Consider the following 21,569-nt stretch of genomic DNA (forward strand, 5'->3'; position numbering starts at 1 on the left):
CCGGGGCCCTCGCCAGCCAATTCCCTGCTGCTGGCCTGGTGGCCCCGGCCGGCCGCGAAGGCGGCCGGCCGGGGCCGGTGTCAGTCGCGGTCGAGGACGGCGCCGAGGATCCAGGTGACGATGCCGACGAAGAGCGCGCCCAGCACCGCCTCCGGCCAGAACCCGTCCACGTGGAAGGGCAGTCCGGCCTCACCGGCGATCCAGCTGGTGAGCAGGAAGAGCAGGCCGTTCACCACGAGCGCGATCAGGCCGAGGGTCAGCAGGTAGAAGCCGCACCCCACGGTCTTGATGATCGGCTGGAGCACCGCGTTCACCACACCGAAGATGACCGCGACGAGCACCAGCGTGATCACCGTCTCGGTGGCCGAGTCGGAGTCGAGCGAGATGCCCGGGATGAGCAGGGTGGCGAGCCAGAACGCCACCGCCGTCGAACCCACGCGAATCAGAAGACCCTTCAGGAAATCCATGGCCGGGATCGTGCCACGGCCGTACCACCAGGGGAAGGCTCGACCTGGTACGCGGCGGTGCGGCTCGTCAGTGCCGGGCCGGGCGACCGACCAGTTGCGACTCGACAGGTGTGGGCGAGAGCAGCGCCCAGCGCAGGGCCCGCCGGTTGACCACAGCCACCATGTCGTCGCGGATCCGGGTGAGCCACTCGGCGGAACCGCCCAGGCCCAGCGCCGCGCCCGCCAGCGCGGCCTCGTCCGGGTCGAGCGGCTGGAGGATCGCCAGGTCGGCGCGGGCCAGCGCGGGCGTGTCGGCCGAGGTCAGCTCGTCGCGGACCACCAGCACCGACTGCCAGGCGGCTGCCGGTCCGGCCTCCGGCGGCACCGGGCCGGCGTCCACCACCACCAGCAGCGGGTGCAGCGGCGAGCCGGGCGCGCCACCGGCCGGACGGCCCGGCGGGAGCAGCGGTACGCCGCCGCCGACCGTCCCGACACCCCGCACGAACGGCTCCCAGAAGCGGGGGCGGCCGGTCTGCACCACCACGCGCGCGCCGAGCGCCAGCGCCCGCAGCACGAGCAGTTGCGCCGCGGGCACGCCGCCCACGAGCAGCACCCGGGTCGTGGCCGGGCGGAACAGGCGGACGGTGAGTGCGGCGCCGTGCCGGTTCGCGCCCACCATCAGGCCGGCGGTGGCCGAGGGCAGGTCCAGCGCGGGCGGAGGCGACCCGGCCGGGGACGCGGCCCCACCGGTCACCGCCAACGGCAGCGTGGCGGCCAGCCCGGCGAGGTGCTCACCGTCGAGCCGGCGCAACTCGCCGCCGACGTCACCGGCGATCCGGCGCAGCGTGCGTTCCGCCGTCGACAGCCCGGCCGCGCTCCCGGCCGCCACCCGTACCGCCAGCTCGGCCGGGACCGGCGCGGTGCCGGTGCGCGGACCGGCTGTGAGCGCGACTGTGGTGGCGGTCGCGGGCAGTGCGAGCAGGCGGCCCACCAGCCCCCGGGCCGCCTCGCCACGCGGATCCGGCCACCGGCGCAGTCGCCAGGTGGCCTGCGTCAAGCCACCGACAGTGAGCAGCGGCCAGGTCTCCCGTACCGGGGCTCCGGGTTCGTGGTGGGCAAGTTCGGCGATCATCCGCAGCGCCGCGTCGCCGCCCAGCGGCCGGGCGGTGAGCGGGCCGAGCCGGCGGACGAGTCGCCGCAGGGTGCCGGACAGTGCCCGCAACAGGTCCTCGTCCGGCCAGCCGTCTGCGCGCAGCACCTGGACGGCCAGCACCACCCGTGCCCGCGCGGCCACCCGCCCGTCGGTGAGCTGGCGGTACGACGTCCCGGCCGGACCGCCGGCAACCGCGGGCACCGGTGCGGGCGACGACGAGAACACCAGTTGCAGCCGGATCGCGGGGGCGTCCGGACCGGCCGGGGGAAGCAGGTCGAACGGCGTGGGCAGCTCGTGCGCGTGGTCGCCGAGCAGGTCGTCCGGGTCGCCCAGCTCCAGGAGGGCGGTCAGCCCGGCGGCGTCGTGCAGCACGGCCGCCCCGCCGGACGCCTCGGTCGCGCCGACCACCGAGCCCGGCCGGAGCAGCCCCAGCAGCGCCGCCGGATCGGCCGCCGGTGGCAGGGCGCGCCGCCGCGTCACGTACGCGGCAGCGGTGACGAGCCACTCGTGCAGCCAGCGGCCGCGCACCCGGACCCACGCGGCCGGCAGCAGCAGGGCCGCCGACAGCAGCGCGACGGCCGTCGGCACGACACCCCGCCCGGCGGCTGCGACCAGCACTGCCGCCGCGACCTGGGTGGCCACGATCTGGCCGGCGCGCAGTCGAGCGGTCGGACGACTCGTCCACTGTGGCGTGCGGACCGGGACGGACGCGGGCCGCTCGGACGTGCTCGCGGTCACCGCACCTCCTCGCCGGGCCTCCGCGTGACGCTGCCGTGGCTCATCGTAGTGGGCGGGTTGTCCACAGGGGAGCCCGAGGGGGTAGCAGAACCGGAGTCGGGCGGCTACCGTCAGCGACGAAATCGTCGAGTTGCGTGTCCGCCGCCACCGGGCTTCCCCCTCCACCGGCCCCGGACCCCCGCCGACGAGTCCACGGTGGTCACACGGTGGCCAGCCACGACCGAGGAGACGAGGTGACGTCCGGGATGTCCCAGACCCAGGCAGAAGCCGCGGTGATGCAGCAGACCGCCGCGAAGTTCGAGCAGGTCGATCAGTCGCTCCAGACCATGCTCAGCGGCCTGATGGCCGAGCTGGAGGTGTTGCAGCAGGCCTGGCGGGGTGCCGGTGGGCGCTCGTTCGCGCAGGTCAAGCAGCAGTGGGCGCAGGACCAGGCCGCCCTTCAGCGGGCGCTGCGCGAGACCGCGACCGCGATCCGCAGCGCCGGCCGCCACTACGACGTCTCCGACACCGAGGCCGCCGGCCGGGTGGCGGGCACCAACCGCGGCATCCAGCTGCCGCTCTGACAACCGGAAGGATCGAATCCATGGAGCACGGTGTGCTGGTCGTCAACTTCGCCGCCCTGCAACAGGCGGGCGCCGACATCCAACGGGCGCTGTCCACGCTGGAGAGTCAGCTCGGTCAGCTCGAACGCGACGCCGCCCCGCTGGTGGCGAGCTGGAACGGCGAGGCCCGCGAGGCGTACGAGGTGCGGCAGTCCCGGTGGCGGGCCGCCTCGCAGGACCTCCAGGCGATGCTGCGTGACATCAAGCTCGCCGTCGAGGACTCCGCGACCGACTACCTCGACACCGAGAAGCGCAACGCCAACCTGTTCCAGTGAACCGACGCCGCGCGGCCCGGGCAGGTGACCCGGGCCGCGCGGCGTCGCGCGTGGCCGGCGATCAGCTCGGAACTGCCGGGTCCGCCGCCCGCCAGCGCCTGCGTGCGCCGCGCGGCAGCACCAGGGCGAGCGCCGCCACCAGTGCCACCGCCCCGCCCGCGACGGCGGCGGCCAGCAGCGCCCGGTCCCGGGCCGTGTCCCGGCGGGACTGGCGGGCCAGCGCGGCCGGATCGGGCCGCTCGGCGGGAAGCGCCGCCCCCGGCCGGGTGCGGGAATCGGTCGCGCCGGCCGACTCGGTCACCGCCCGGTACGGGTTGAGCACCCCCGCGCCGTAGCCCGCGTCCCGCCCGGGCGCCGGGTCGGCGGCGGCCACGATCAGGCCGGCCACCTCGGCCGCGCTCAGCCGGGGCCGGTACTGGCGCAGCAACGCGGCAGTACCCGCCACGAACGGAGTGGCGTAGCTGGTCCCCTCCGCCCGCTGGTGGCCCGACCTGGGCGCCGCCATCAGCACCTCGCTACCAGGGGCGACCACGTCCACGTACGAGCCGGTCTGGGAGAACGCCGACCGTGTCCCCTCCCGCCCGATCGCGCCGACGCCGAGCACCCCGTCGTACGCCGCCGGGTAGGGCCGGGGATCCCCGTTGTCGTGCAGGTTGCCGGCGGCGGCCACCACCACCACGTCCCGCCGCACCGCGTAGGCGACGGCGGCGCGTACGGCCGGGTCGTCCGCGTACAGCACGACCGAGAGGTTGAGCACGTCGGCGTCGTGGTCCACGGCCCAGCGGATGGCCCGGGCGAACCCGGCCGCGTCGACGGTACGCCCCGACTCCCGCCCGTCGACCACCTGCTGCTCGCTCACCCGTACCGGCAGGATGCGTGCGTCCGGCGCGAGGCCGCGGAACGCGACGCCGGGCTGCGGCGCGGCGGCGATGATGCTCGCCACCCCGGTGCCGTGCCCGGCGCAGTCCCGGGTGCCGTCCCCGCTCCGATCGAGGAAGTCGGCGCCGTCGAGGACGCGACCGGCCAGCTGCGGGTGGGACCGGTCCACTCCCGAGTCGACGACCGCGACCACGACCCCGGCCCCCGTTGCGAGGGGGGTGAGCCGTTCCGGGGCGTACCGCTGCTGCGGCCACGGCTGGTCCGCCACCGGGCGGGCCGGCGCGGGCGGCGAGGCGCAGCCGGCGGGTGCGCGAGCCGTCGCCGGAGCGGCCGGAACCCCGGCGACGAGGAGCGTCGCCAGGGCGGCCACGACGGGGTACGCGACTGGCCGAGACATCGACGACCTCCGTAACGTGTCGGCTCCGGAACGGGATGTTAGCGGCTCACTCACGTCGGGGCCGACCGTCGATGGCCAGAAGTCCTGATCTTGCTGCCACCTTGTAGGTTGTATGCGATGCCTGTGGCCTGTTCGCGGAAGGAGAGGTGGCCGTGACCGGATGGGAGCCGGCCACCGAGGCCGAGGTGGCGATGCGGGACGCGCTGCGCGCGCAGGACCAGCAGCAGTACTTCCGTGCGCTGACCCGCGTCGATCTCTTGCTTCCGGTCGCGAACGGACCGACCGCCGGGTGGGGCACCTGGACCTCCGGGGGCCGCACCCACGTGCTGGCCTTCACCTCCGTCGCCGCGCTGCGTGCGAGCCTGGGGGAGAACGCGGGCCCCACCCGCCGCGTCCCCTACCCGGACCTGGCGGCCGGCTGGCCGAACCCCGAGTGGTGGCTGGCGGTCAACCCCGGGCTGCCGATCGAGGGCTACCTGCCCGCCTGGTACGTGGCTCAGCTCTCCCGGGGCGACGTCCGGCTGCCCGGACGCACGATGGGCGCCCGGGCCCGGCTGGAACGGGTGGAGAACGCCACCCGGGGAGCCCGGAACACGGTGCCCGAGGCCGCGCCCCGCCCGCCCGCCGTTCCCGTCCCGCCGGCCGCCGTCACCCCTGCTCGGGTGCCCCCTGCCGTCGTCCCGCCGGCCGCTGCTCCGCCTCCGGTCGTGCCGCCACCCGCGGTGCCGCCTCCGGCCGTGCCACCCCTTGCTGGTGCTGGTGCTGGTGCGCCGGGCCGGGACGAGCGGCTGATGGAGACCGACGAGCCGGCCACGGTGCCGATGCGGGCCGCCTCGGTCCTGGGACGGCGACTGCCCACCGTGCCGCCGCGCCGCCGAGCGGCGGACAGCGACGTCCCGAGCCGGACCACTTCCGGCGCCGAGGCGGATACGGACGCCCTCGACGGCTGGCTCACCGACCTGCGCCGCCGCCCGGACGAGCCGGACCCCTTCGCCGCCGCCCCGGCTGCACCGGCCGACGAGCCGCCGGCCGCCTCCGCTCCGCCGCCGGCCCGCTCCTTCTTCGAGCCCTCGTCCGGTGGCCGTTCGGCCCGGCGCCCGTCGCCGCTGGACCCGTCGCGCCGGGCCGGCGACCGGGCCACCCCACCGACCCGGTTCGCCGGCGGGCAGCCGTTCCCGCGCCGACGGCCGCTGAACGAGCCGGTACGCGAGGGTCCGACCCACGCGTTCGCGGCGCGGCCGGACGAGCCGCCAGTGCCCCGGCCGGACGAGGCGACGCAGGCGTTCCGGCCGACCCGCCCGCCCGAGGACGCCACCGAGGCGCTGCCCCGCCGTCACGCCGGACCGGCAGACGCCGGAACGGCTGCGGCGACGCACGCCGGACCGGCCGTGGCAGCCCACGCGGGACCGGCCACTGCTGACGGATGGAGGGCCGCGCCGGGCGGCACCGAGGACGAGACCACGCGGTGGGAGACGATCGACGAGCCGGCGGAGGAACTGCCTCCGTCGATCGCCGAACCGGTCTCCGCGCCGCCCGCGCCGCGCCGCGACTTCACACCCATCGTCATCGAGGGCACCGTCATCGAGGCCCGCGACCTGACCGAGCCCGCGCCGCTCTGGTCCGCGCAGCCGGCCGGTCCGGTACGCGCGGAACCGGCCGAGGGCGCGGCCACGCCCTGGGCCGGAACCACCGACCCGACGATGCCGCTCTCCGTGGACCCGCCGGTCGCAGACGACACGGTGAACCTCACCGAGCCGACGCCGGCCCGTACCGGGGCCACCGCCGCGACGGACCGGAGTACGCCACCCGACGAGCCGACCGTGTCGCTCGGGTCGGAGTCCGAGCCCACGACGTCGCTGTTCGAGCCGCCGCCCCCGGCAGGCGAGGCCACCGCGCCGCTGTTCGCGTCGTCGTCGGCGTCGTCGGCCGAGCCGACGGTCTCGTTGTTCGATCGGGTCTCGACCGAGTCGACCGCGCCGCTGGCTGGTCCGGATGGGGCCGAGCCGACGGTCTCGCTGTTCGATCCGGCCCCGACCGAGCAGACCGCCCCGCTGTTCGACGAGGCACCGGCGGAGCCGACCGTGTCGTTGTTCGATCCGGTGCCGTCCGAGTCGACGACGTCGCTGTCGGACCCCGCGCCGGACGACCCCACTGCGCCACTGACCAGCCCGCCGGCCGAGCCGACCGCGTCGCTGTCCGACCCCGTGCCGGCGGAACAGCCGACCGTGTCCCTCTTCGAGCCGGCGACCGGCGACGAACCGGTCACCACGTCGCTGTTCGCGCCCGGTGAGCCGACCGTGGCGCTGTCCACGCAGGCGCCGGACACGGCGGGGCCCGCGGCCTCCGAAACGACTGACGAGCCGCCGTCAGGCGACGAGTCGGCCGCCGAGTTCGTACCGGCGAACGACGTCGAGGAGGACCTGCTGGCCGCCGCGGGCAGCGGCAGCACCGACGGCTTCCTCACCACCCTGCTGTTGGCCCGGGTACTGCTGCCGGTCGCGCCCGACTCGGCCACCGGCAGCCGGCCGGGTGACCCCGGCTTCGTCTGGCACGCCGACCAGGTCGACGGCGGGAGGTGCGTCTCGGTCTACACCTCGCCGGAACGCCTGGCCGAGCACACCGAGGGCCAGATCGAGACGGTACGGGTCAAGTTCGTCCAGCTCATCCGCAGGTGGCCGGACGTGGCGTGGTCGTTCCGGGTCAACCCGGGCAGCCCGGTCGGCGCGACGTACCCGGGGGAGCAGGTCCTCGCGCTCGCCAACTGGGCGGCCGAGGTGGGCCTCGGCGACGACCCGGAGCCGGCCGCCGCGCCGCAGCCGGCGGAGCGGCAGCGTCCGGAGGCGCCCACGACCACTGCGGACCGGCCGGTGACCATGCAGAAGGCGATCGCGGCGAGCCAGCTCGCGTACTACCTGGAGCGTGGCTACGACCGGGTCTCCGGATTCGTGCACCGGGCCGGGGAACTGGCACACCTGCGTACCCCGGCGGAGCTGTACCGCGCGCTCGGCCTCGGCCACCCCGGTTCGCCGTTCTCCCCGGACGACGACGAGATCTACCTGCTGCGCTGGCCCGCCTACCGGCCGAGCCTCTACCGGATCCCGTACGGCGGCCCGAACGAGGCGGCGATGCGGGCGATGGAGGGCTGGGTGATCGAGCGGTCCCCGTTCCGCGGCAACGGCTTCGCGCCGGGGGAGAGCAGCGACGTGATCGCCGAGTTCAAGGTGGACAGCGCCCGGCTCCCGCACGGCGCCGAGCTGTGGCGGGTCGGCGCGGACGGTGACAGCAGGCTGGTCGCGGTCCTGGACACCGACGAACTGCTGTGGCGGAAGGCGGGCGAGGCGTGAGCCGCGACGGCTACGTGGCCCGCTGGCGGGGGCGGGAGTACCAGGCCAGCCCCGACGGCGACGACATCCGTCTGTACCAGCCCGGCCCGGACGAGGGATTCACCGAGGTGCGCCCCGGCCGGTACGTCCGGGTGGTGCCGGCCGCCGAGGTCGACGATCTGGCGTACGTGCGGACCACCTGCACCTGGCAGGGCCAGCCGTTCATCGTGCTGGCCGAGCACGAGGGCTGGCTGCGGCTGGAGTACACCGGCGGGCGCTGGCCGGTGGCCGAGGCGATGGGCTTGGAGGCGTTCGACTTCGGCGTCTACCAGGGCTGGGCGCCGGCGGCCGAGGTGGCCGACCTCGGCGAGCAGCGGGTCTGAGTCAGGACTTCGCCCAGCGCAGGATCTCGCCGAGCACCACGTCCCGGGCCTCCACGTGCGGGAAGTGGCCCACGTCGTCGAGCAGCCGCCACTCGTACGGGGCGGTGACGTAGCGGCCGGAGCCCTGGGCGGTACGGGGGAGCGAGGCCCGGTCGAGCGCGCCGTGCAGTTGCAGGGTCGGCGTGACCAGCGGCTTCTGCATCAGCTTCACGAAGCGGTAGCCGTGCAGCCGCAGCACGGAGCGGAACGCCCAGCGGTAGCCCTCCATCGCGCAGAACGCGGCCTGCGGGATCTGCATCGCCACCCGGCAGCAGTGGGCGTAGTCGGCGAAGTCCGGGCCGGACACCCAGCGCGGGCCACCCCACCGGCGCAGGATCTCCTCCACCTCGGCGGCGCCGTCCCGGGCCAGTACGTGCTCGTAGCGGGGGAGCTGGAACTTCAGCGTCGCGGTGGCCGAGGTGAACTGGCCGCGCGGGTCGGCGAAGATGGCCGCCCGCAGCCGCAGCGGATGCGGCGCGCCGAGCACCACGAGCCGCCGGACCAGGGTCGGGTGGAAGGAGGCGGCGGTCCAGCCGATGAGCCCGCCCGCGCCGGTGCCGACCACGGTGGCCGACCGCTCACCGAGTGCCCGGATCAGGCCGGCGACGTCGGCGGCGAGCGTGTAGCCGTCGTACCCCCGGGGTGGCTTGTCGCTCGCACCGTAACCGCGCAGGTCGACAGCGACCGCGCGGAAGCCCGCGTCGGCGACCGCCGGCAGCATCTCGCGCCAGGCGTACCAGTATTCGGGGAAGCCGTGCAGGAAGAGCACCATCGGGCCGGTGCCCGCCTCGACGACGTGGAACCGGCTGCCGTTGGCGCCGACGAACCGGTGCGTCCACGGCCCTTCGGGCAGGACGCAGGACTCGTCGACGGGTCCGCCGCGCTGGTCGGTCATGGGGCACAGCCTAGGGCCGCCGGTCACCCACCGGCCCCGCAGGTGACCAGGATCAGGGATTTCTCCGGGCGGTCACCCGGACCGCATACCCGGCCGCCCGCCGGGTGCGTGAGGGCGCCGATACCGCTAGTCACTCCTTGATGATCCGCATCGGGATGCCCGGTCCGCAGTCGACGGAGCGGTCCCGCGCGGTGAGCCGCAGCGTGACCAGGTCGCCCTTGCGCAGCTCGCCGGCGTTCGGGCCGTACACCGCGTACTCCGTGCCGTTCTCGTCCATCAGCCCGTAGCACGGCCCGGGACCGCCCCGGGTGATCCAGCCGGCGACGACGCCCGTGGGCCGGTTGTCAGTCGGTCCCTTCGGCGGGCCGGCGGGCCGGCGCAGCGTCGGCAGGTCGGTGGCGGACAGCGGCGTGGGGCGGCCGGCGGGCGAGGCGGGGCCGCTCGCGGCCGGCTGGTGGTCGTCGGACACGGATCCTCCGTCTCGGCCGCGCCGGCGATCAGCGCCATCGCGGAGCGGCCGGCAGCGTGGTGCGGGTGTCGAACGGATGGGACGCGGGTGGGGTACGCCGGGTTCCCCGGAAAGGGCGATGCCCGGGCGGGTGAACCGCCCGGGCATCGCGTGGTGCGTCGATCAGTGGATCAGGAGAAGCGGACCTTCACCGAGGTGCCGTTCTGCTCCAGAACCTTGATCTTGGTGCCGGTGGCCGGGAGCTTGACGCCGTGGTTCGGCAGCTCCGGGTACCAGTACTGCTTGGTGTCGTCGAACAGCGGCTGCGCCGCCTGGCCGCGGATGTACTGCGGCTGGCTGTTGAGGTGCAGCGTGAACGAGTCGGCCTTCTTCAGGCTGAACGGCGCGTCGTAGACCTGGACGCGGGCCCGCCAGGGCTGCCCGGTCAGGTTGTAGATCGGCCGCGGGTGCGCGTCGATGATCATGTTCCGACCCTCACCCGGGTGCGCGAACGTGTCGTTGTCCGCGAACCGGAGGTTCCAGTAGGAGATCAGCAGACCCTCCTGGTACGCGTAGTGGTCCACGTAGTCCGGGCGGGTGTTCGCGTAGCCGAAGAAGTACGGGCCGGTCTTGAGGTACTTGTCGTACGAGACGTACGACCGGTTGCCGGCGATGTAGTAGTTGTCGAACTTACGGGTGTAGGTCTCCTCGACGATGCTGAAGCCGCTGAGGGTCCAGCCGTTCGCGCCGGCCTCGGCGCCGTCGGTGAGCACCGTCTGGCCGTCGGCGGTCACGGTGATCGCGTCACCGTAGAAGCCGCCCTCGGAGACACCGCCGTCCGTCTGGTAGCGGAGCCGGAACTGCACGACGTTGCCGGCGACCGCGTCCATCGGGATGTTGACGTCGACCCACTGGTCGTTGCTGGAGCCGTCCAGGGCGTAGCGCCCGGGGGAGATCTCCTTCAGCGGGGTGCCGTTGGCCGTACCGGCCAGCGAGGTCCAGGTCTGGCCACCGTCGGTGGACGCCTCGAAGAACAGGTAGTCGTAGTCCGCCTCGATGCTGTAACGACCCTTCATCGACAGCGCGGCGCTGGTCTTCCCGGTGAGGTCGACAGTGCGCGTCATCGTGTTGTTCAGGTCGTCGTCGTTGCCCGAGAAGAACTGCTTCGTACCCTCGAACGGCTTGCCGTTCTGGAACGTGTACTCCCGCTGCGGCAGCACCACCACGGCGGCCTGGGCCTTGTTGGAGTTGTACTCCTGCGGGCCCAGCTCCAGGGTGCGCTTCTGCCCGGCCACGACGACCTCGTAGTCGAGCCAGCCGAGCTGGAGCTTGTTCCAGGCGCCGAGGTCGCCACCGCGCTCGCCGATGCCGCCGTCGTTCTTGGCGCCGAGCCGGCTCTGGGCCATCAGGGTCCAGTGCTCGTTGTTGTTGTCCCCACCGCTGACCACGTTGTAGTCGTCCGGCAGACCGAGGTCGTGGCCGTACTCGTGGTAGAAGACGCTCCGGCCACCGTTCTCCGGCTGGATGGTGTAGTCACCGATCCAGACGCCGGTGTTGCCGATCTGGGTGCCGCCGGCCGGGAAGTTCTCCGGGCCGGTGTTGCCCTGGTCGCTGGCGAAGGCGTACCACCGGTGGCTCCAGATGGCGTCCTCACCCTGGTACGGGTCACCGTCGGCCTGGTCGCCGCCGGCGTGGACGATCTGGAAGTGGTCGATGTAGCCGTCCGGCTCGTTGAAGTTGCCGTCGCCGTCGAAGTCGTACCGGTCCCACTCGTCCATCGCCTTGACGTCCGCGGCGATCTCCGCGTCGGAGCGGCCCTGCGCCTTCTGGTCGGCGACCCACTGGTTGGCGGCGTCGCGGACCAGCGCCCAGGTGTTGGTGCAGACGTTCGAGGCGCACGGGTAGCCGTCGGAACGGCCGTAGCGGGCCTCGTTGTACCGCACCCTCACCCAGTTGGTGACCTCGCCGTCGACGCTGTACCGACCCGAGGACTGGGCCTCGTAGTACTGCTTCACCGACTCGTCACCGGGGGCGGTGCCGAAGTACAGCTTCCGGAAGTGGTCGGCGCTGTAGTCGGCCTGCCACACGGTGGAGTTGTCCACCGCCCGGTTGGGCTCCGGGATCTGGTTGACGCGCGGACCGTCGAACCGGGACGGGCCCGGGGTGTCCGGGTCGGTGTCCTGGTCCGGGTAGTTCGGGTGCCGCTCGTCGCCGAACTCCGCGAGGATGACGAAGATCTTGTCGGTCCGCTCGCGGGAGAGTTCGACGTACTGGTCCTTGGTCGGACCCTTGCCGGCCTTGGTGCTCTTGGCGGACCTGCCCGCCGCGGCACCTTCGGCAGCCCGCTCGCCGACCTTGACGACCGTGCTGCCGTTGATCTTCTGGGCCTTCGCCCTGCCGGACAGGACCTCGCTGAGGCCCTCCTGGCGCAGCGCGCGCCGCTTCTCCTCGAGCGGGTTGGGCAGGTCGTGCTCAGCCTGCGCAGGCTCGGCCACCGACGGGGCGGCGGCCGGCAACTTCGGCGTCGGCGCGGCGCTGGCGGACGTGCCTGCCACCAGTCCCGTCGCGGTCAGCGAAAGCCCGAGCAGACCCACTGCGACTTTGCGCACGTGGTACCTCCGGTGTGAGGGAACCGGCCCAACTGGGGGTACGGGCCGGTGGAACGTCCCACTAGTGGGACCAAGGGTGAACATAGACACTGCTGCGACTGGTGGGAAGATGTGTGCGTCGATTTGTAGCAACTTTTTGTTGGGGATGCTTTTCACCGTCACACGCCTGCCTGTCACCGAGCCGTTGACCAGCAGCGATGCCTGGATCATGGATTGCAGTGACAGTCATGGATTAAGCGGTAACGCGGAAGGGTCGGGAGCGCTCGCGCTCCCGACCCTTCCCCCATCGAGCCTGTTCAGCTCATTTTTCGGTCATTCCGGTTCCGGTTTGAACGTACGGTTCAGCTCCGCGGCGGAACCACGTACACAGTGGCGTACGAGTTGTCCTTGGCGGCCCGCTTGATGATGATCGAGACGCCGTACTGGACGCCCGCGTCACCCGGGTTGCCGGTGCCGAGCACGATCGCCCCGCCACCCAGCGTCGAACCGTAGTAGTCCGTCGCCGGGGTGCCGTCCGGGTTCACCACCCGGGTCGTGTACTGCTGGTTGCCCCGCGACGGGACGACCACCGAGGCGTCGTTGTCCCGCGCGTACGCGGCGCCGTCACGGATCTCGATGCCCGGGTACCAGCCCTTGGCGTCGGTGAAGCCGCGCACCGGAGCCTGCGGGCCGAACTTCGTGCAGTACTCGCTGTACGGCTCGTCCGCCGCCTCCAGGCACTCCTTGAACGGGTACGTCGGCTTCAGGCCGAACGCGGCGTTGGAGGACTGCGGCCGGCTGGGCAGGTTCTTCAGCACCGACGGGTCCTTCTCGGCCGCGACGCCCTTGCGGCGCAGCGGGTCGTTGTGCGAGTCGACGATCAGCAGACCGCCCTTGGCGCCGTAGCTGGGCAGCGCGGTCATCTGCGCGGTGACGTGGTTGACGTCGCCGAGCTGGGTGTCCCGGTACCAGACCAGCATGCCCGGCGCGTTGTACGCGATCCGGTCGACCTTCCACGCCTCGTGCGAGTAGACGGTGTCGTAGGTGTACTTCAGGCCCTTGTCGAAGCCGTCGAAGTTACGCCACTCGGCCAGGTAGTAGTGCGACTTCACCTGGGTGCCCGAGTCGATGTACCAACCCGCGCCGCTGGTGTCGGTGAAGGTGCCACCGGTCTGGGTCCAGCCCGCCGCGCCGCTCTCCACGTCGTCGCTCCAGGTGGTGGCGCCGCCGCCGGTCACCGAGAAGTCGTCGGCGAACCAGCCGCGCTCCACGAACGCCTCGTCGGTGGCGTAGCGCAGCCGCACCTGCACGGTCTGCCCGGCGTACGACGACAGGTCGACGTAGTCGTGCCGCCACCCGTTCGTGCTGCCGGTCAGGCCGTACTTCTTGTTGCCGAAGTCGACCATGCGGCCGTTCGGGTCGGCGTAGCCGTCGTTGGTGGAGACCAGCGCGCCGCCCTCGGCGTACACCTTCTGCTCGCTCCAGGTGGCGCCACCGTCGGTGGAGACCTCGACGAAGCCGAAGTCCCAGTCCGCCTCGATGACGTAGTTGTTCCACATCCAGAACTTCGCATCAGCGGCGTTCGGGACGGTCACCGTGCGGCTGAGCTTGACGTCGGCCCAGTTCTGGTCGGCACCGGAGTACCACATGTTCGAGCCGCTGTGCGGCGTGGCCAGCGAGATCACCTTGTCCGGCAGGTCGATCTTGATGCCGTCCTCGGTGCCGACCGGCGTACGCGACGTCTGCCCGAGCTTGACCAGCTTGGACCGGTCACCCGGCCCGAACGTCTTCGGCTCGGCCCAGCCGAGCACCCACTTGTCCCAGAGGCCCATGTGGGTGGGCAGCGCCTGGAAGATCTCGCCGGAGTGCGAGCCGGACGCCATCAGGTCCCAGAAGTCCACGTCGGAGTCGGCGTTGCCGGAGGTGTCGTAGAGGTCCGGCAGGCCCAGGTCGTGCCCGAACTCGTGGGCGAAGACGCCGACGCCGGCGTCCTCCGGCTGCACGATGTAGTTCGACACCTTCAGGTTGGTGCCCGGAATCGTGTAGCCACCGGTCACGGTCGACGAGTGCGCCCAGACCGAGTAGATGCCGACGTCGCCGCCGCCGCGGGACTTGCCCTGGTTGGCGTGCACCAGCACGAGGTGGTCGATCACGCCGTCCGGCTCGTGGTAGTTGCCGTCGCCGTCGCGGTCGCTCTGGTCCTCGATGTCGTAGTCGGCCCAGGGGAAGTTCGGGTCGGCCGCGGCCAGCGCGTCGATCGCGTCGGTGGCGAGCCGGCCCGCGCCCTGCGGGTTGTCCGGGTGGCCGTTCATCGACTGCTCACGCCCGGCGACCCAGTTGCCGTTCTCGTCCTGGAAGCAGCGCGAGGCGGCGTACCAGCCCTCCGAGTGCGGCACCGTGATCCACGGGCTGGCCTGCCCGTCCACGGTGTAAGCGCCCTTGGACATCTCCAGGTACATGTTGTGCATGGTCCGCCCGGCGAGGCTGATGCCCGGCTTGCCGTCCGGCCCCTTCAGGTCCTTGCGGACCCGCTCGGTGATGCCCTTCTTGCTGTACAGCATCTTGTCGTAGTGGGCCGGAGAGAAGTCCGGCACCCACATCGAGTTGTTGTCCTTGTGCGGCAGCGTGGCCGGGTTCGGGATCGTGTTGTGCCGCGGCCCGTTCTGCACGGTGCCGGGAACGCAGGTGCGGTCCTCGAACACCGTCTTCGGGACCATCACGTCGGTGAAGTCGTCGTTGGCCTTGTCGTTGAACTCGACGAGCAGCGTCAGCAGCTTGGCGGTCTGCGTGCTCTTGGCCTTCTTGATCTTCCGAGGGCTGTGGCCGGTCCGGATGGACTTGGCCTCCAGCTTGGCCAGCTCGCGGGCCGCGATCGGGTTGCCCCCGGCGTACTTGCGGTCGTAGGCGCGGGCCTCGTCCGCAGGCGAGGAGAAGACGCCGTCGCGGCCCTTGACCTCCTTGCCGCCGGTGTCCGGCTGGACCTCGGGCTCGGCGTAGTTGATGTAGTGCTCGTCCGCCCCGATCGTGACCGGTGCGGAGCGGGCCGGCTGGGCCGCCGCGCTGCCCGTCACGGTCAGCGACGTGGCCGCGAGCGCGATGGCGGGCAGCGCGACGAGTAAGCGTCGCCGTGCCCTGTGCTGCGACATGGGGAGCATGCCACTCCGTTCGTAGGGAATGGTGGGGACCGGCCGTCTCAGTGACGCTCGTCGAAATCCGCCGGTTGGCTGAACGTAACCGACGACGAGCGACATCGACAGAGTTGATCAGGCCCTCTGGCCGATCAGGTCAGTCCCGGATCCCCCGATCGACCGGCGCGGATCCCGGATGCGACGAGGGGGCGGACCGTCCGGCGGCCCGCCCCCTCGTCGTCGGTCGACGTCAGTCCTCGTCGGACTTCCCGCCGCTCATCCCCGACGAGATCAATTCCATGACCGAGGAGTCCTGGAGCGTGGTCACGTCGCCGAGCGACCGGTTCTCCGCCACGTCCCGCAGCAGCCGGCGCATGATCTTCCCGGAGCGGGTCTTCGGCAGCTCCGGCACCAGCATGATCTGCCGCGGCTTGGCGATCGGGCCGAGCGTCTTCGCCACGTGGTTGCGCAGCTCGGCGATGAGCTGTTCGCCCGCGTCACCGGAGATCTCCGCGCTGCCGCGCGGGATGGCGAACGCGACGATCGCCTGGCCGGTGGTCGGGTCGGTCGCGCCCACCACCGCCGCCTCCGCCACCGACGGGTGGCTGACCAGCGCCGACTCCACCTCCGTGGTGGAGATGTTGTGGCCGGACACCAGCATCACGTCGTCCACCCGGCCGAGCAGCCAGATGTGCCCGTCGTCGTCCTTCTTCGCGCCGTCACCGGCGAAGTAGACCCACTCGTCCCCGGTGTTCGCACCGGCGCCGAACCGGGACCAGTACGTCTCCAGGAACCGGTTGTCGTCGCCCCAGATCGTCCGCAGCATCGACGGCCACGGCTCCTTCAGCACGAGGTATCCGCCGCCGCCGTTCGGCACCGACTGGCCCTGGTCGTCGACCACGTCGGCGACGATGCCGGGCAGCGGGCTCATCGCCGAGCCGGGCTTCGCCTCGGTCACGCCGGGCAGCGGCGAGATCATGATGGCGCCGGTCTCGGTCTGCCACCAGGTGTCCACCACCGGCAGCTCGCCGCGGCCGACGTGCTGCCGGTACCAGATCCACGCCTCCGGGTTGATCGGCTCACCGACGCTGCCGAGCAGGCGCAGCGACGACAGGTCGTACCCGGCCGGGATGTCCTCGCCCCACTTCATCATGGTGCGGATCAGCGTCGGCGCGGTGTACAGGATGGTCACCTTGTACTTGTCGACGACCTCCCAGAACCGGCCCTTGTGCGGGGTGTCCGGCGTGCCCTCGTACATGACCTGGGTGGCGCCGTTGGAGAGCGGGCCGTACACGATGTAGGAGTGCCCGGTCACCCAGCCGATGTCGGCCGTGCACCAGTAGACGTCCGTCTCCGGCTTCAGGTCGAACACCGCGTGCGTGGTGTACGACGTCTGGGTCAGGTAGCCGCCGGTGGTGTGCAGGATGCCCTTCGGGCGGGCGGTCGTGCCGCTGGTGTAGAGGATGAACAGCGGGTGCTCGGCGTCGAACGCCTGCGCCTCGTGCTCCGGCGACGCCGTCTCCACCGTCTCGTGCCACCAGTGGTCCTTCGCCGACCAGGCGACCTCCTCACCGGTACGCCGGACCACCAGCACGTGCTCGACCGACGGGCAGTTCGCCACCGCCTCGTCCACCGTCGGCTTGAGCGCCGACGGCTTGCCCCGGCGGAAGCCGCCGTCCGCGGTGATCACCACCTTGGCGCTGGCGTCCTGGATCCGGTTGGTCAGCGCGTCGGCGGAGAAGCCGCCGAACACCACGCTGTGCGTGGCGCCGATCCGGGCGCAGGCGAGCATCGCCACCGCCGCCTCCGGGATCATCGGCAGGTAGATCGCCACCCGGTCACCGGCGGTCACGCCCAGCTCGGTCAGCGCGTTCGCCGCCTGACAGGTGAGCTTGTGCAGGTCGGCGTAGGTGACGGTACGGGTGTCGCCCGGCTCGCCCTCCCAGTGGATCGCCACCTTGTCGCCGAGGCCCGCCTCGACGTGCCGGTCCAGGCAGTTGTACGCCACGTTGAGCCTGCCCCCGGTGAACCACTTCGCGAACGGGGCGTTCGACCAGTCGAGCACCTGCTCCCACGGCTGGGCCCAGGCCAGCCGGCCGGCCTGGCGCTCCCAGAAGGCCAGCCGGTCCCCGGCCGCCTCCTCGTACGCCTCGGCGGTCACGTTGGCGTTCGCGGCGAGTTCAGCCGGCGGCGGGAACTGGCGCGTCTCGTTCAGCAAGTTGGCCAATGCCTCGCTCATGCGGTGACTCCTTCGTCGCGTGACCTGCGTCTCCTACTCCGGGGAAGGTTAGTCCCGCCGTACCCCGCTCGCGACCGCCCGGCCCCTCACCGCGCGCCCAGTGGCCCTTCCCTCGCGCCGAGGTGCAAGGAAGGGCCCCTTCTTAACGCCTCCGGTAGAGGAAGGGCCCCTTATTAACAACCCCCGGCTTGGGAGGAGCCCGGCGGTCGCTAGCGTGACGGGGTGACCACCGATCCGCTCGCCCCGCTGCTCGCGCTCGCCGACGTCGCCACCGCCGTCGAGCAGGCCCGCGAGCGGGTCGACCTGGCCCACCGGCACCGCGCGCTGCGCCGCCAGGGCGGCCAGGTCGCCGCCGAGGTCAGCCTCCGCTCGGCAGTGGCCAGCGCCGCGCTGGAGGGCCGCGTTCACGACCGCGAGGAGGTACGCGCCGGCACCGTCACCGACCCGGTGCTCCAGGGCGCGCTCCGGGTCGCCGGGGCGCTGCCCGGGCTGAGCGACCTCTGGCCCAAGGCTCCCCGGCAGGTGATGGCCCGGCTGCACGTGCTCGCCGCCCGCGACGTGGTGACCGAGGAGGAACTGGGCCGCCCGGTCGCCGACCCGGTGGTCGCGGCCCGCCTCGACGGCCTGGCCGCCCTCGTCGCCGGCGGCACCAAGGTGCCACCGCTGGTGCTGGCCGCCGTCGTACACGGCGAGCTGCTGAACCTGCGCCCGTTCCCGGGCCCGTCCGGGGTGGTGGCCCGCGCCGCCGCCCGGCTGGTGCTGATCTCCACCGGGTTCGACCCCCGCGGGCTGGTCGCGGTGGACGTCGGGCACCGCGAGCGCGAACCGGAGTACGTGGGCGCGGCCGGCGCGTTCGCCACCGGCACGCCCGACGGCCTGCGCTCCTGGCTGCGGCACTACATGAGCGCGGTGGAGGTCGGCGCCGACCAGATCACGCTGATCGGCGACGAGATCCTCGCCGCGTCCTGACGCGCGCGGGGTGTCAGGCGGTGGGTGCTGCGGCGCGGGTGCGCCGGTGCCGGCCGTACCAGGCGATGCCGATGGCCACGCCGACGCCCACGCCGAGCGCCGCCGCCGCGACCGGCACCGCCGGTCGCTCGCGCAGCCGGCGGCCCAGCGGGATCGGGTGCCGGAACTCCAGCACCGGCCACGCGTTCTCCACCGCCAGCTTGCGCAGCGCCCGGTCCGGGTTGACCACCGTCGGATGCCCCACGCACTCCAGCAGCGGCCGATCAGAGTACGAGTCGGAGTACGCGTACGAGTCGGCCAGGTCGTAGTCCCGCTCAAGAGCCAGTTCGCTGACCGCCTCGACCTTGCTCGGACCGGCCGCGTAGAACTCGACCTCGCCGCTGTACCGGCCGTCGACCACGCCCATCCGGGTGGCGATCACGTCGGTGATCCCGAGCAGCTCGCCGATCGGCCGGACCATCTCGTCGCCCGACGCGGAGACCAGCACCACGTCCCGCCCGGCGGCCTGGTGCTCCTCGATGAGGGCGGCCGCTTCGGCGTACACGTAGGGGTTGATCAGTTCGTGCAGTGTCTCCGCGACGATCTGGCGGACCTGTTCCACCGGCCAGCCCTTGCAGAGCGTGGCCAGGTAGTCCCGGGTGCGGGCCATGGTCTGCTCGTCGGTGCCGCCCAGCCGGAACATCAACTGCGCGTACGCCGACTTGACCACGTCACGCCGGGTGATCAGCCCGTCCCGGTAGAACGGCCGACCGAACGCCAGGGCGCTCGACTTGGCGATGACGGTCTTGTCGAGATCGAAGAAAGCGGCGCTGCGGCCCACGGCGCGAAAGTCTAGCCCGACGGAAGGCGCGGAGGCGTCCGCCCGGGTCGCGAAAGCCGATGAGCACCCGGTGGAGTGACGGCGGTCACAGGCAGCTATCGATGAATTTAGCTTTGCGTGGAGTGAACAACACTCGACGTATAAGGGTCGACTGCGGCATGCTTGTCCTCGCGGCGGGAGTTCGCAGACCCGGCGTCGATGGGCCTCGGCGGTTGCACCCCCCGTAACCGCTGAGTCGGTTCGGCTCGACCCCCCCGGAGCCGAACCACAAGACGACCCCCGTCTCCCCCCGACGGGGGTCGTCCCTTTCCGGGACGAGCGTTCCGCGTCAACTCAGGGCGCGTAGCCGGGGTCGGCGACCGCCTCGGCGATGCGGATGAGCCAGTGCAGATCGTTGGCCCGGGACTCCGCACTCGCCTCGGGACCGAGGATGCTGCCCAGAAACGCGGCGACATCGTCGAGATGCCGTTCGCCGCGGTAGTAACTCAGCAGGACCGGGTCCGGCTCCAGCGCCCCGTAGCCTTCGCGGAAGAGTTCAGCCCGGTGCGCGTCGATCGGGTGCTCGCCGAAGTCGGCGCTGTGGACGAACATCAGATCCCGCTCGCGCGGCGCGAGGATCGGCGCGTCCCAGTCCACGACGTGCAGCGTCCCGTCGCCGTCGGCGATGAGATTGCCCGGATGGATGTCGGCGTGGCAGATGACGTGCTGTCCCGGCGTCACGCGCGACGCCAGGTCGTCGACAGTCTCCGCCAACCGGCGCAGCGCGGCACCGTACCGCTTCCAGAAGGCGCCCAGGACCTCGCTCGTTGCGGCCTGCCCGCCGAGGGTCCGCAGTCGGTCGCCCGCGCTCGATCGGTACGTCTCGACCGGCAGGACGGCTGCTACCTCAGCGCTCGGCGTGACCCGGTGCAGCCGGCCCAGGAAATCGCCGTACTCGGTCCACTGGCGGTCGGTGAGACCGCGGCCCCACAGGCTGTCGCCGTCCTGGAACGGGTAGAGCAGTAGTCGGTAGTCCCCGAACCGACGTGCAACCCCGCCATCGAGGCGAAGGTCCAGCGGCGCGACCACCTGCCGGAGGCCCTGCGTCCGGAGGAAGCCGGGCAGCAGGACGGCGGCCGGGGTGAAGTCGCCGCGGCGTACCTTCAGGAAGCAGCGCCCGCCGTCGGACGTCTCCACCCGGTACGCCCACGCGTGCCCGTCGAGGCCGACCGGCATGAACGCCAGGTCGACGACGTCCACCGACCAGGCGGCGGCGACCTCGGCCGCCAGCAGCCGCTCGTCGATGTCCGGCTTGTCGATCACCCGGCGGAGCGTCGCAGCCGCCGGCCGGGCCGGGCAAGGGAGTTACCGGATCACCGCGCGCAGCGTCTGCCGGTCCGGCTCGAAGCACACCAAGCCTCGGCCCCGCTCGTCGGCCACGACCCACGGGTGACCGACGTATGTCTGCTGCCGGTAGGACTGCCCGGGCCGCAGCACCGCGTACTGCTGTCGACGGCCGTCGTAGTTGATCCAGTGGACCACGACTGTCGACCCGTGGCTGTTGACGAAGTCGATGAAGGTCGACGGGCCACCGCCGTGCGAGCGCAGCCGCGACTCACGCGAGGCCGGTAGCGGGGCCAGTTCCCCCGGGCCGACCACCGGCGGCTTCGACCGGGGGATCGACGGCTTCGGCGAGGTCGGCCGGCTGCTCGGGGTGGGGCGGCGGGTCGGTGCGGCGGTGCGGCTGGGCGCGACGGCGCGGCTGGAGAACGACACCGACGGCGGCGCGTAGGACTCGGCGGGCGTCTCCGTCACCGACCCCGCCCTCGTCGGGGACGCCAGGATCGCCTGGCCCTCGAGCGGCGGCGGGAGGTCGGGGCGACGCGGCGTGGCGAAGACGCTGACGATGCTCGCCAGCACCACGACCACGAGCCCGATGGCGATGGCGGCGAGCAGCGTCGGCGACGGATCGCGGAGCCAGATCTCGCCGCCGGCCGTTGGGGCGGACCGCGAGTGGGGTCGTACCGAGGGGGGCGTGAGGGGGTGCGGTGAATCGGTCATGGCCTCGATTCCGCAAGCCGGTGCCGTTCATCGAGCGGCGAGGGGCCCCGATTATCCGCTACTGATCATCCCTGTCGTCAATGGCCGACGGGCCACTCGTTGCCTCCGTCTCCGGCACATAGCAGATCAACCGGGCCACCGAGGTCTGTCCACAACGCCCTCCGTTGTCCACAGGGCACCGGTCCCGCATCCCTCGGCCGGGCAGGC

General features: G+C 72.4%; 16 protein-coding genes. 5 read left to right on the forward strand and 11 right to left on the reverse strand.

The genetic code is table 11. The features are described 5' to 3' along the window. Positions 1 to 80: 80 nt before the first annotated feature. Positions 81 to 467: a phage holin family protein gene (locus FB454_RS12450; RefSeq protein ID WP_013283623.1), complete on the reverse strand. Its 387-nt coding sequence runs from the start codon at positions 465 to 467 to the stop codon at positions 81 to 83. 67 nt (positions 468 to 534) lie between these two features. Then, complete coding sequence (gene eccE / locus FB454_RS12455) at positions 535 to 2,337, reverse strand: type VII secretion protein EccE (RefSeq protein ID WP_030274504.1); 1,803 nt, start codon at positions 2,335 to 2,337, stop codon at positions 535 to 537. Between the two features lie 245 nt (positions 2,338 to 2,582). Here eccE and FB454_RS12460 point away from each other — a divergent pair, with 245 nt between their 5' ends. Together FB454_RS12460 and FB454_RS12465 are read left to right on the forward strand one after the other, a co-directional pair. Next, positions 2,583 to 2,900, forward strand: coding sequence for a WXG100 family type VII secretion target (locus tag FB454_RS12460; RefSeq protein ID WP_018787788.1), 318 nt, complete (start codon positions 2,583 to 2,585; stop codon positions 2,898 to 2,900). A gap of 20 nt (positions 2,901 to 2,920) precedes the next feature. Continuing rightward, entirely contained in the window at positions 2,921 to 3,214 is a 294-nt protein-coding gene (locus FB454_RS12465) for a WXG100 family type VII secretion target (RefSeq protein WP_013473567.1), read from the forward strand. 61 nt (positions 3,215 to 3,275) lie between these two features. On the opposite strand, the gene mycP is transcribed toward FB454_RS12465, so the two are convergent. Continuing rightward, positions 3,276 to 4,490 carry a type VII secretion-associated serine protease mycosin gene (gene mycP, locus FB454_RS12470; RefSeq protein WP_030274502.1) on the reverse strand — a complete coding sequence of 405 codons (1,215 nt, stop codon included), beginning with the start codon at positions 4,488 to 4,490 and terminating at the stop codon, positions 3,276 to 3,278. A 152-nt stretch (positions 4,491 to 4,642) separates the two neighbouring features. On the opposite strand from mycP, the gene FB454_RS12475 reads away from it, so the two are divergent. Continuing rightward, on the forward strand, positions 4,643 to 7,834 hold the full coding sequence (locus FB454_RS12475; protein WP_030274500.1) for an SseB family protein: 3,192 nt from the start codon (positions 4,643 to 4,645) through the stop codon (positions 7,832 to 7,834). After that, positions 7,831 to 8,196: a hypothetical protein gene (locus tag FB454_RS12480; RefSeq protein WP_013283629.1), complete on the forward strand. Its 366-nt coding sequence runs from the start codon at positions 7,831 to 7,833 to the stop codon at positions 8,194 to 8,196. Before FB454_RS12475 ends, FB454_RS12480 begins: the two co-directional genes overlap by 4 nt. 1 nt (position 8,197) lies before the next feature. On the opposite strand, the gene FB454_RS12485 is transcribed toward FB454_RS12480, so the two are convergent. The 5 genes from FB454_RS12485 to acs all read right to left on the reverse strand — a co-directional run bounded on the left by FB454_RS12485 (position 8,198) and on the right by acs (position 17,533). Then, on the reverse strand, positions 8,198 to 9,130 hold the full coding sequence (locus FB454_RS12485) for an alpha/beta fold hydrolase (protein ID WP_013283630.1): 933 nt from the start codon (positions 9,128 to 9,130) through the stop codon (positions 8,198 to 8,200). A gap of 130 nt (positions 9,131 to 9,260) precedes the next feature. Then, positions 9,261 to 9,599 carry a hypothetical protein gene (locus tag FB454_RS12490; RefSeq protein ID WP_145822964.1) on the reverse strand — a complete coding sequence of 113 codons (339 nt, stop codon included), beginning with the start codon at positions 9,597 to 9,599 and terminating at the stop codon, positions 9,261 to 9,263. Between the two features lie 170 nt (positions 9,600 to 9,769). Then, positions 9,770 to 12,172, reverse strand: a complete 2,403-nt coding sequence (locus FB454_RS12495; RefSeq protein WP_030274498.1) for an immune inhibitor A domain-containing protein — start codon at positions 12,170 to 12,172, stop codon at positions 9,770 to 9,772. A 356-nt stretch (positions 12,173 to 12,528) separates the two neighbouring features. Further along, positions 12,529 to 15,312 carry an immune inhibitor A domain-containing protein gene (locus FB454_RS12500; protein ID WP_225319751.1) on the reverse strand — a complete coding sequence of 928 codons (2,784 nt, stop codon included), beginning with the start codon at positions 15,310 to 15,312 and terminating at the stop codon, positions 12,529 to 12,531. Positions 15,313 to 15,544: 232 nt separating this feature from the next. Continuing rightward, entirely contained in the window at positions 15,545 to 17,533 is a 1,989-nt protein-coding gene (gene acs, locus FB454_RS12505; RefSeq protein WP_013473573.1) for an acetate--CoA ligase, read from the reverse strand. Positions 17,534 to 17,755: 222 nt separating this feature from the next. On the opposite strand from acs, the gene FB454_RS12510 reads away from it, so the two are divergent. Further along, entirely contained in the window at positions 17,756 to 18,502 is a 747-nt protein-coding gene (locus FB454_RS12510; protein WP_013283635.1) for a Fic family protein, read from the forward strand. A 13-nt stretch (positions 18,503 to 18,515) separates the two neighbouring features. Here FB454_RS12510 and FB454_RS12515 read toward each other — a convergent pair whose 3' ends face one another. The 3 genes from FB454_RS12515 to FB454_RS12530 form a co-directional block, all read right to left on the reverse strand. After that, positions 18,516 to 19,322 (reverse strand): HAD family hydrolase, encoded by an 807-nt coding sequence (locus FB454_RS12515; RefSeq protein ID WP_013283636.1) that lies wholly within the window; start codon positions 19,320 to 19,322, stop codon positions 18,516 to 18,518. Positions 19,323 to 19,655: 333 nt separating this feature from the next. Continuing rightward, positions 19,656 to 20,624 carry a phosphotransferase gene (locus tag FB454_RS12525; protein ID WP_145822965.1) on the reverse strand — a complete coding sequence of 323 codons (969 nt, stop codon included), beginning with the start codon at positions 20,622 to 20,624 and terminating at the stop codon, positions 19,656 to 19,658. Positions 20,625 to 20,666: 42 nt separating this feature from the next. Then, positions 20,667 to 21,362 carry a VHL beta domain-containing protein gene (locus FB454_RS12530; protein ID WP_013283638.1) on the reverse strand — a complete coding sequence of 232 codons (696 nt, stop codon included), beginning with the start codon at positions 21,360 to 21,362 and terminating at the stop codon, positions 20,667 to 20,669. Positions 21,363 to 21,569 lie beyond the last annotated feature (207 nt).

This window comes from Micromonospora sp. CNZ297, assembly GCF_007827625.1.

Coding starts and splice junctions, on each gene's coding strand:
- FB454_RS12450 (WP_013283623.1), bottom strand. CDS start 467: ATGGATTTCCTGAAGGGTCTTCTGATTCGCGTGGGTTCGACGGCGGTG.
- FB454_RS12500 (WP_225319751.1), bottom strand. CDS start 15,312: ATGTCGCAGCACAGGGCACGGCGACGCTTACTCGTCGCGCTGCCCGCC.
- mycP (WP_030274502.1), bottom strand. CDS start 4,490: ATGTCTCGGCCAGTCGCGTACCCCGTCGTGGCCGCCCTGGCGACGCTC.
- acs (WP_013473573.1), bottom strand. CDS start 17,533: ATGAGCGAGGCATTGGCCAACTTGCTGAACGAGACGCGCCAGTTCCCG.
- FB454_RS12530 (WP_013283638.1), bottom strand. CDS start 21,362: ATGACCGATTCACCGCACCCCCTCACGCCCCCCTCGGTACGACCCCAC.
- FB454_RS12460 (WP_018787788.1), top strand. CDS start 2,583: ATGTCCCAGACCCAGGCAGAAGCCGCGGTGATGCAGCAGACCGCCGCG.
- FB454_RS12485 (WP_013283630.1), bottom strand. CDS start 9,130: ATGACCGACCAGCGCGGCGGACCCGTCGACGAGTCCTGCGTCCTGCCC.
- FB454_RS12465 (WP_013473567.1), top strand. CDS start 2,921: ATGGAGCACGGTGTGCTGGTCGTCAACTTCGCCGCCCTGCAACAGGCG.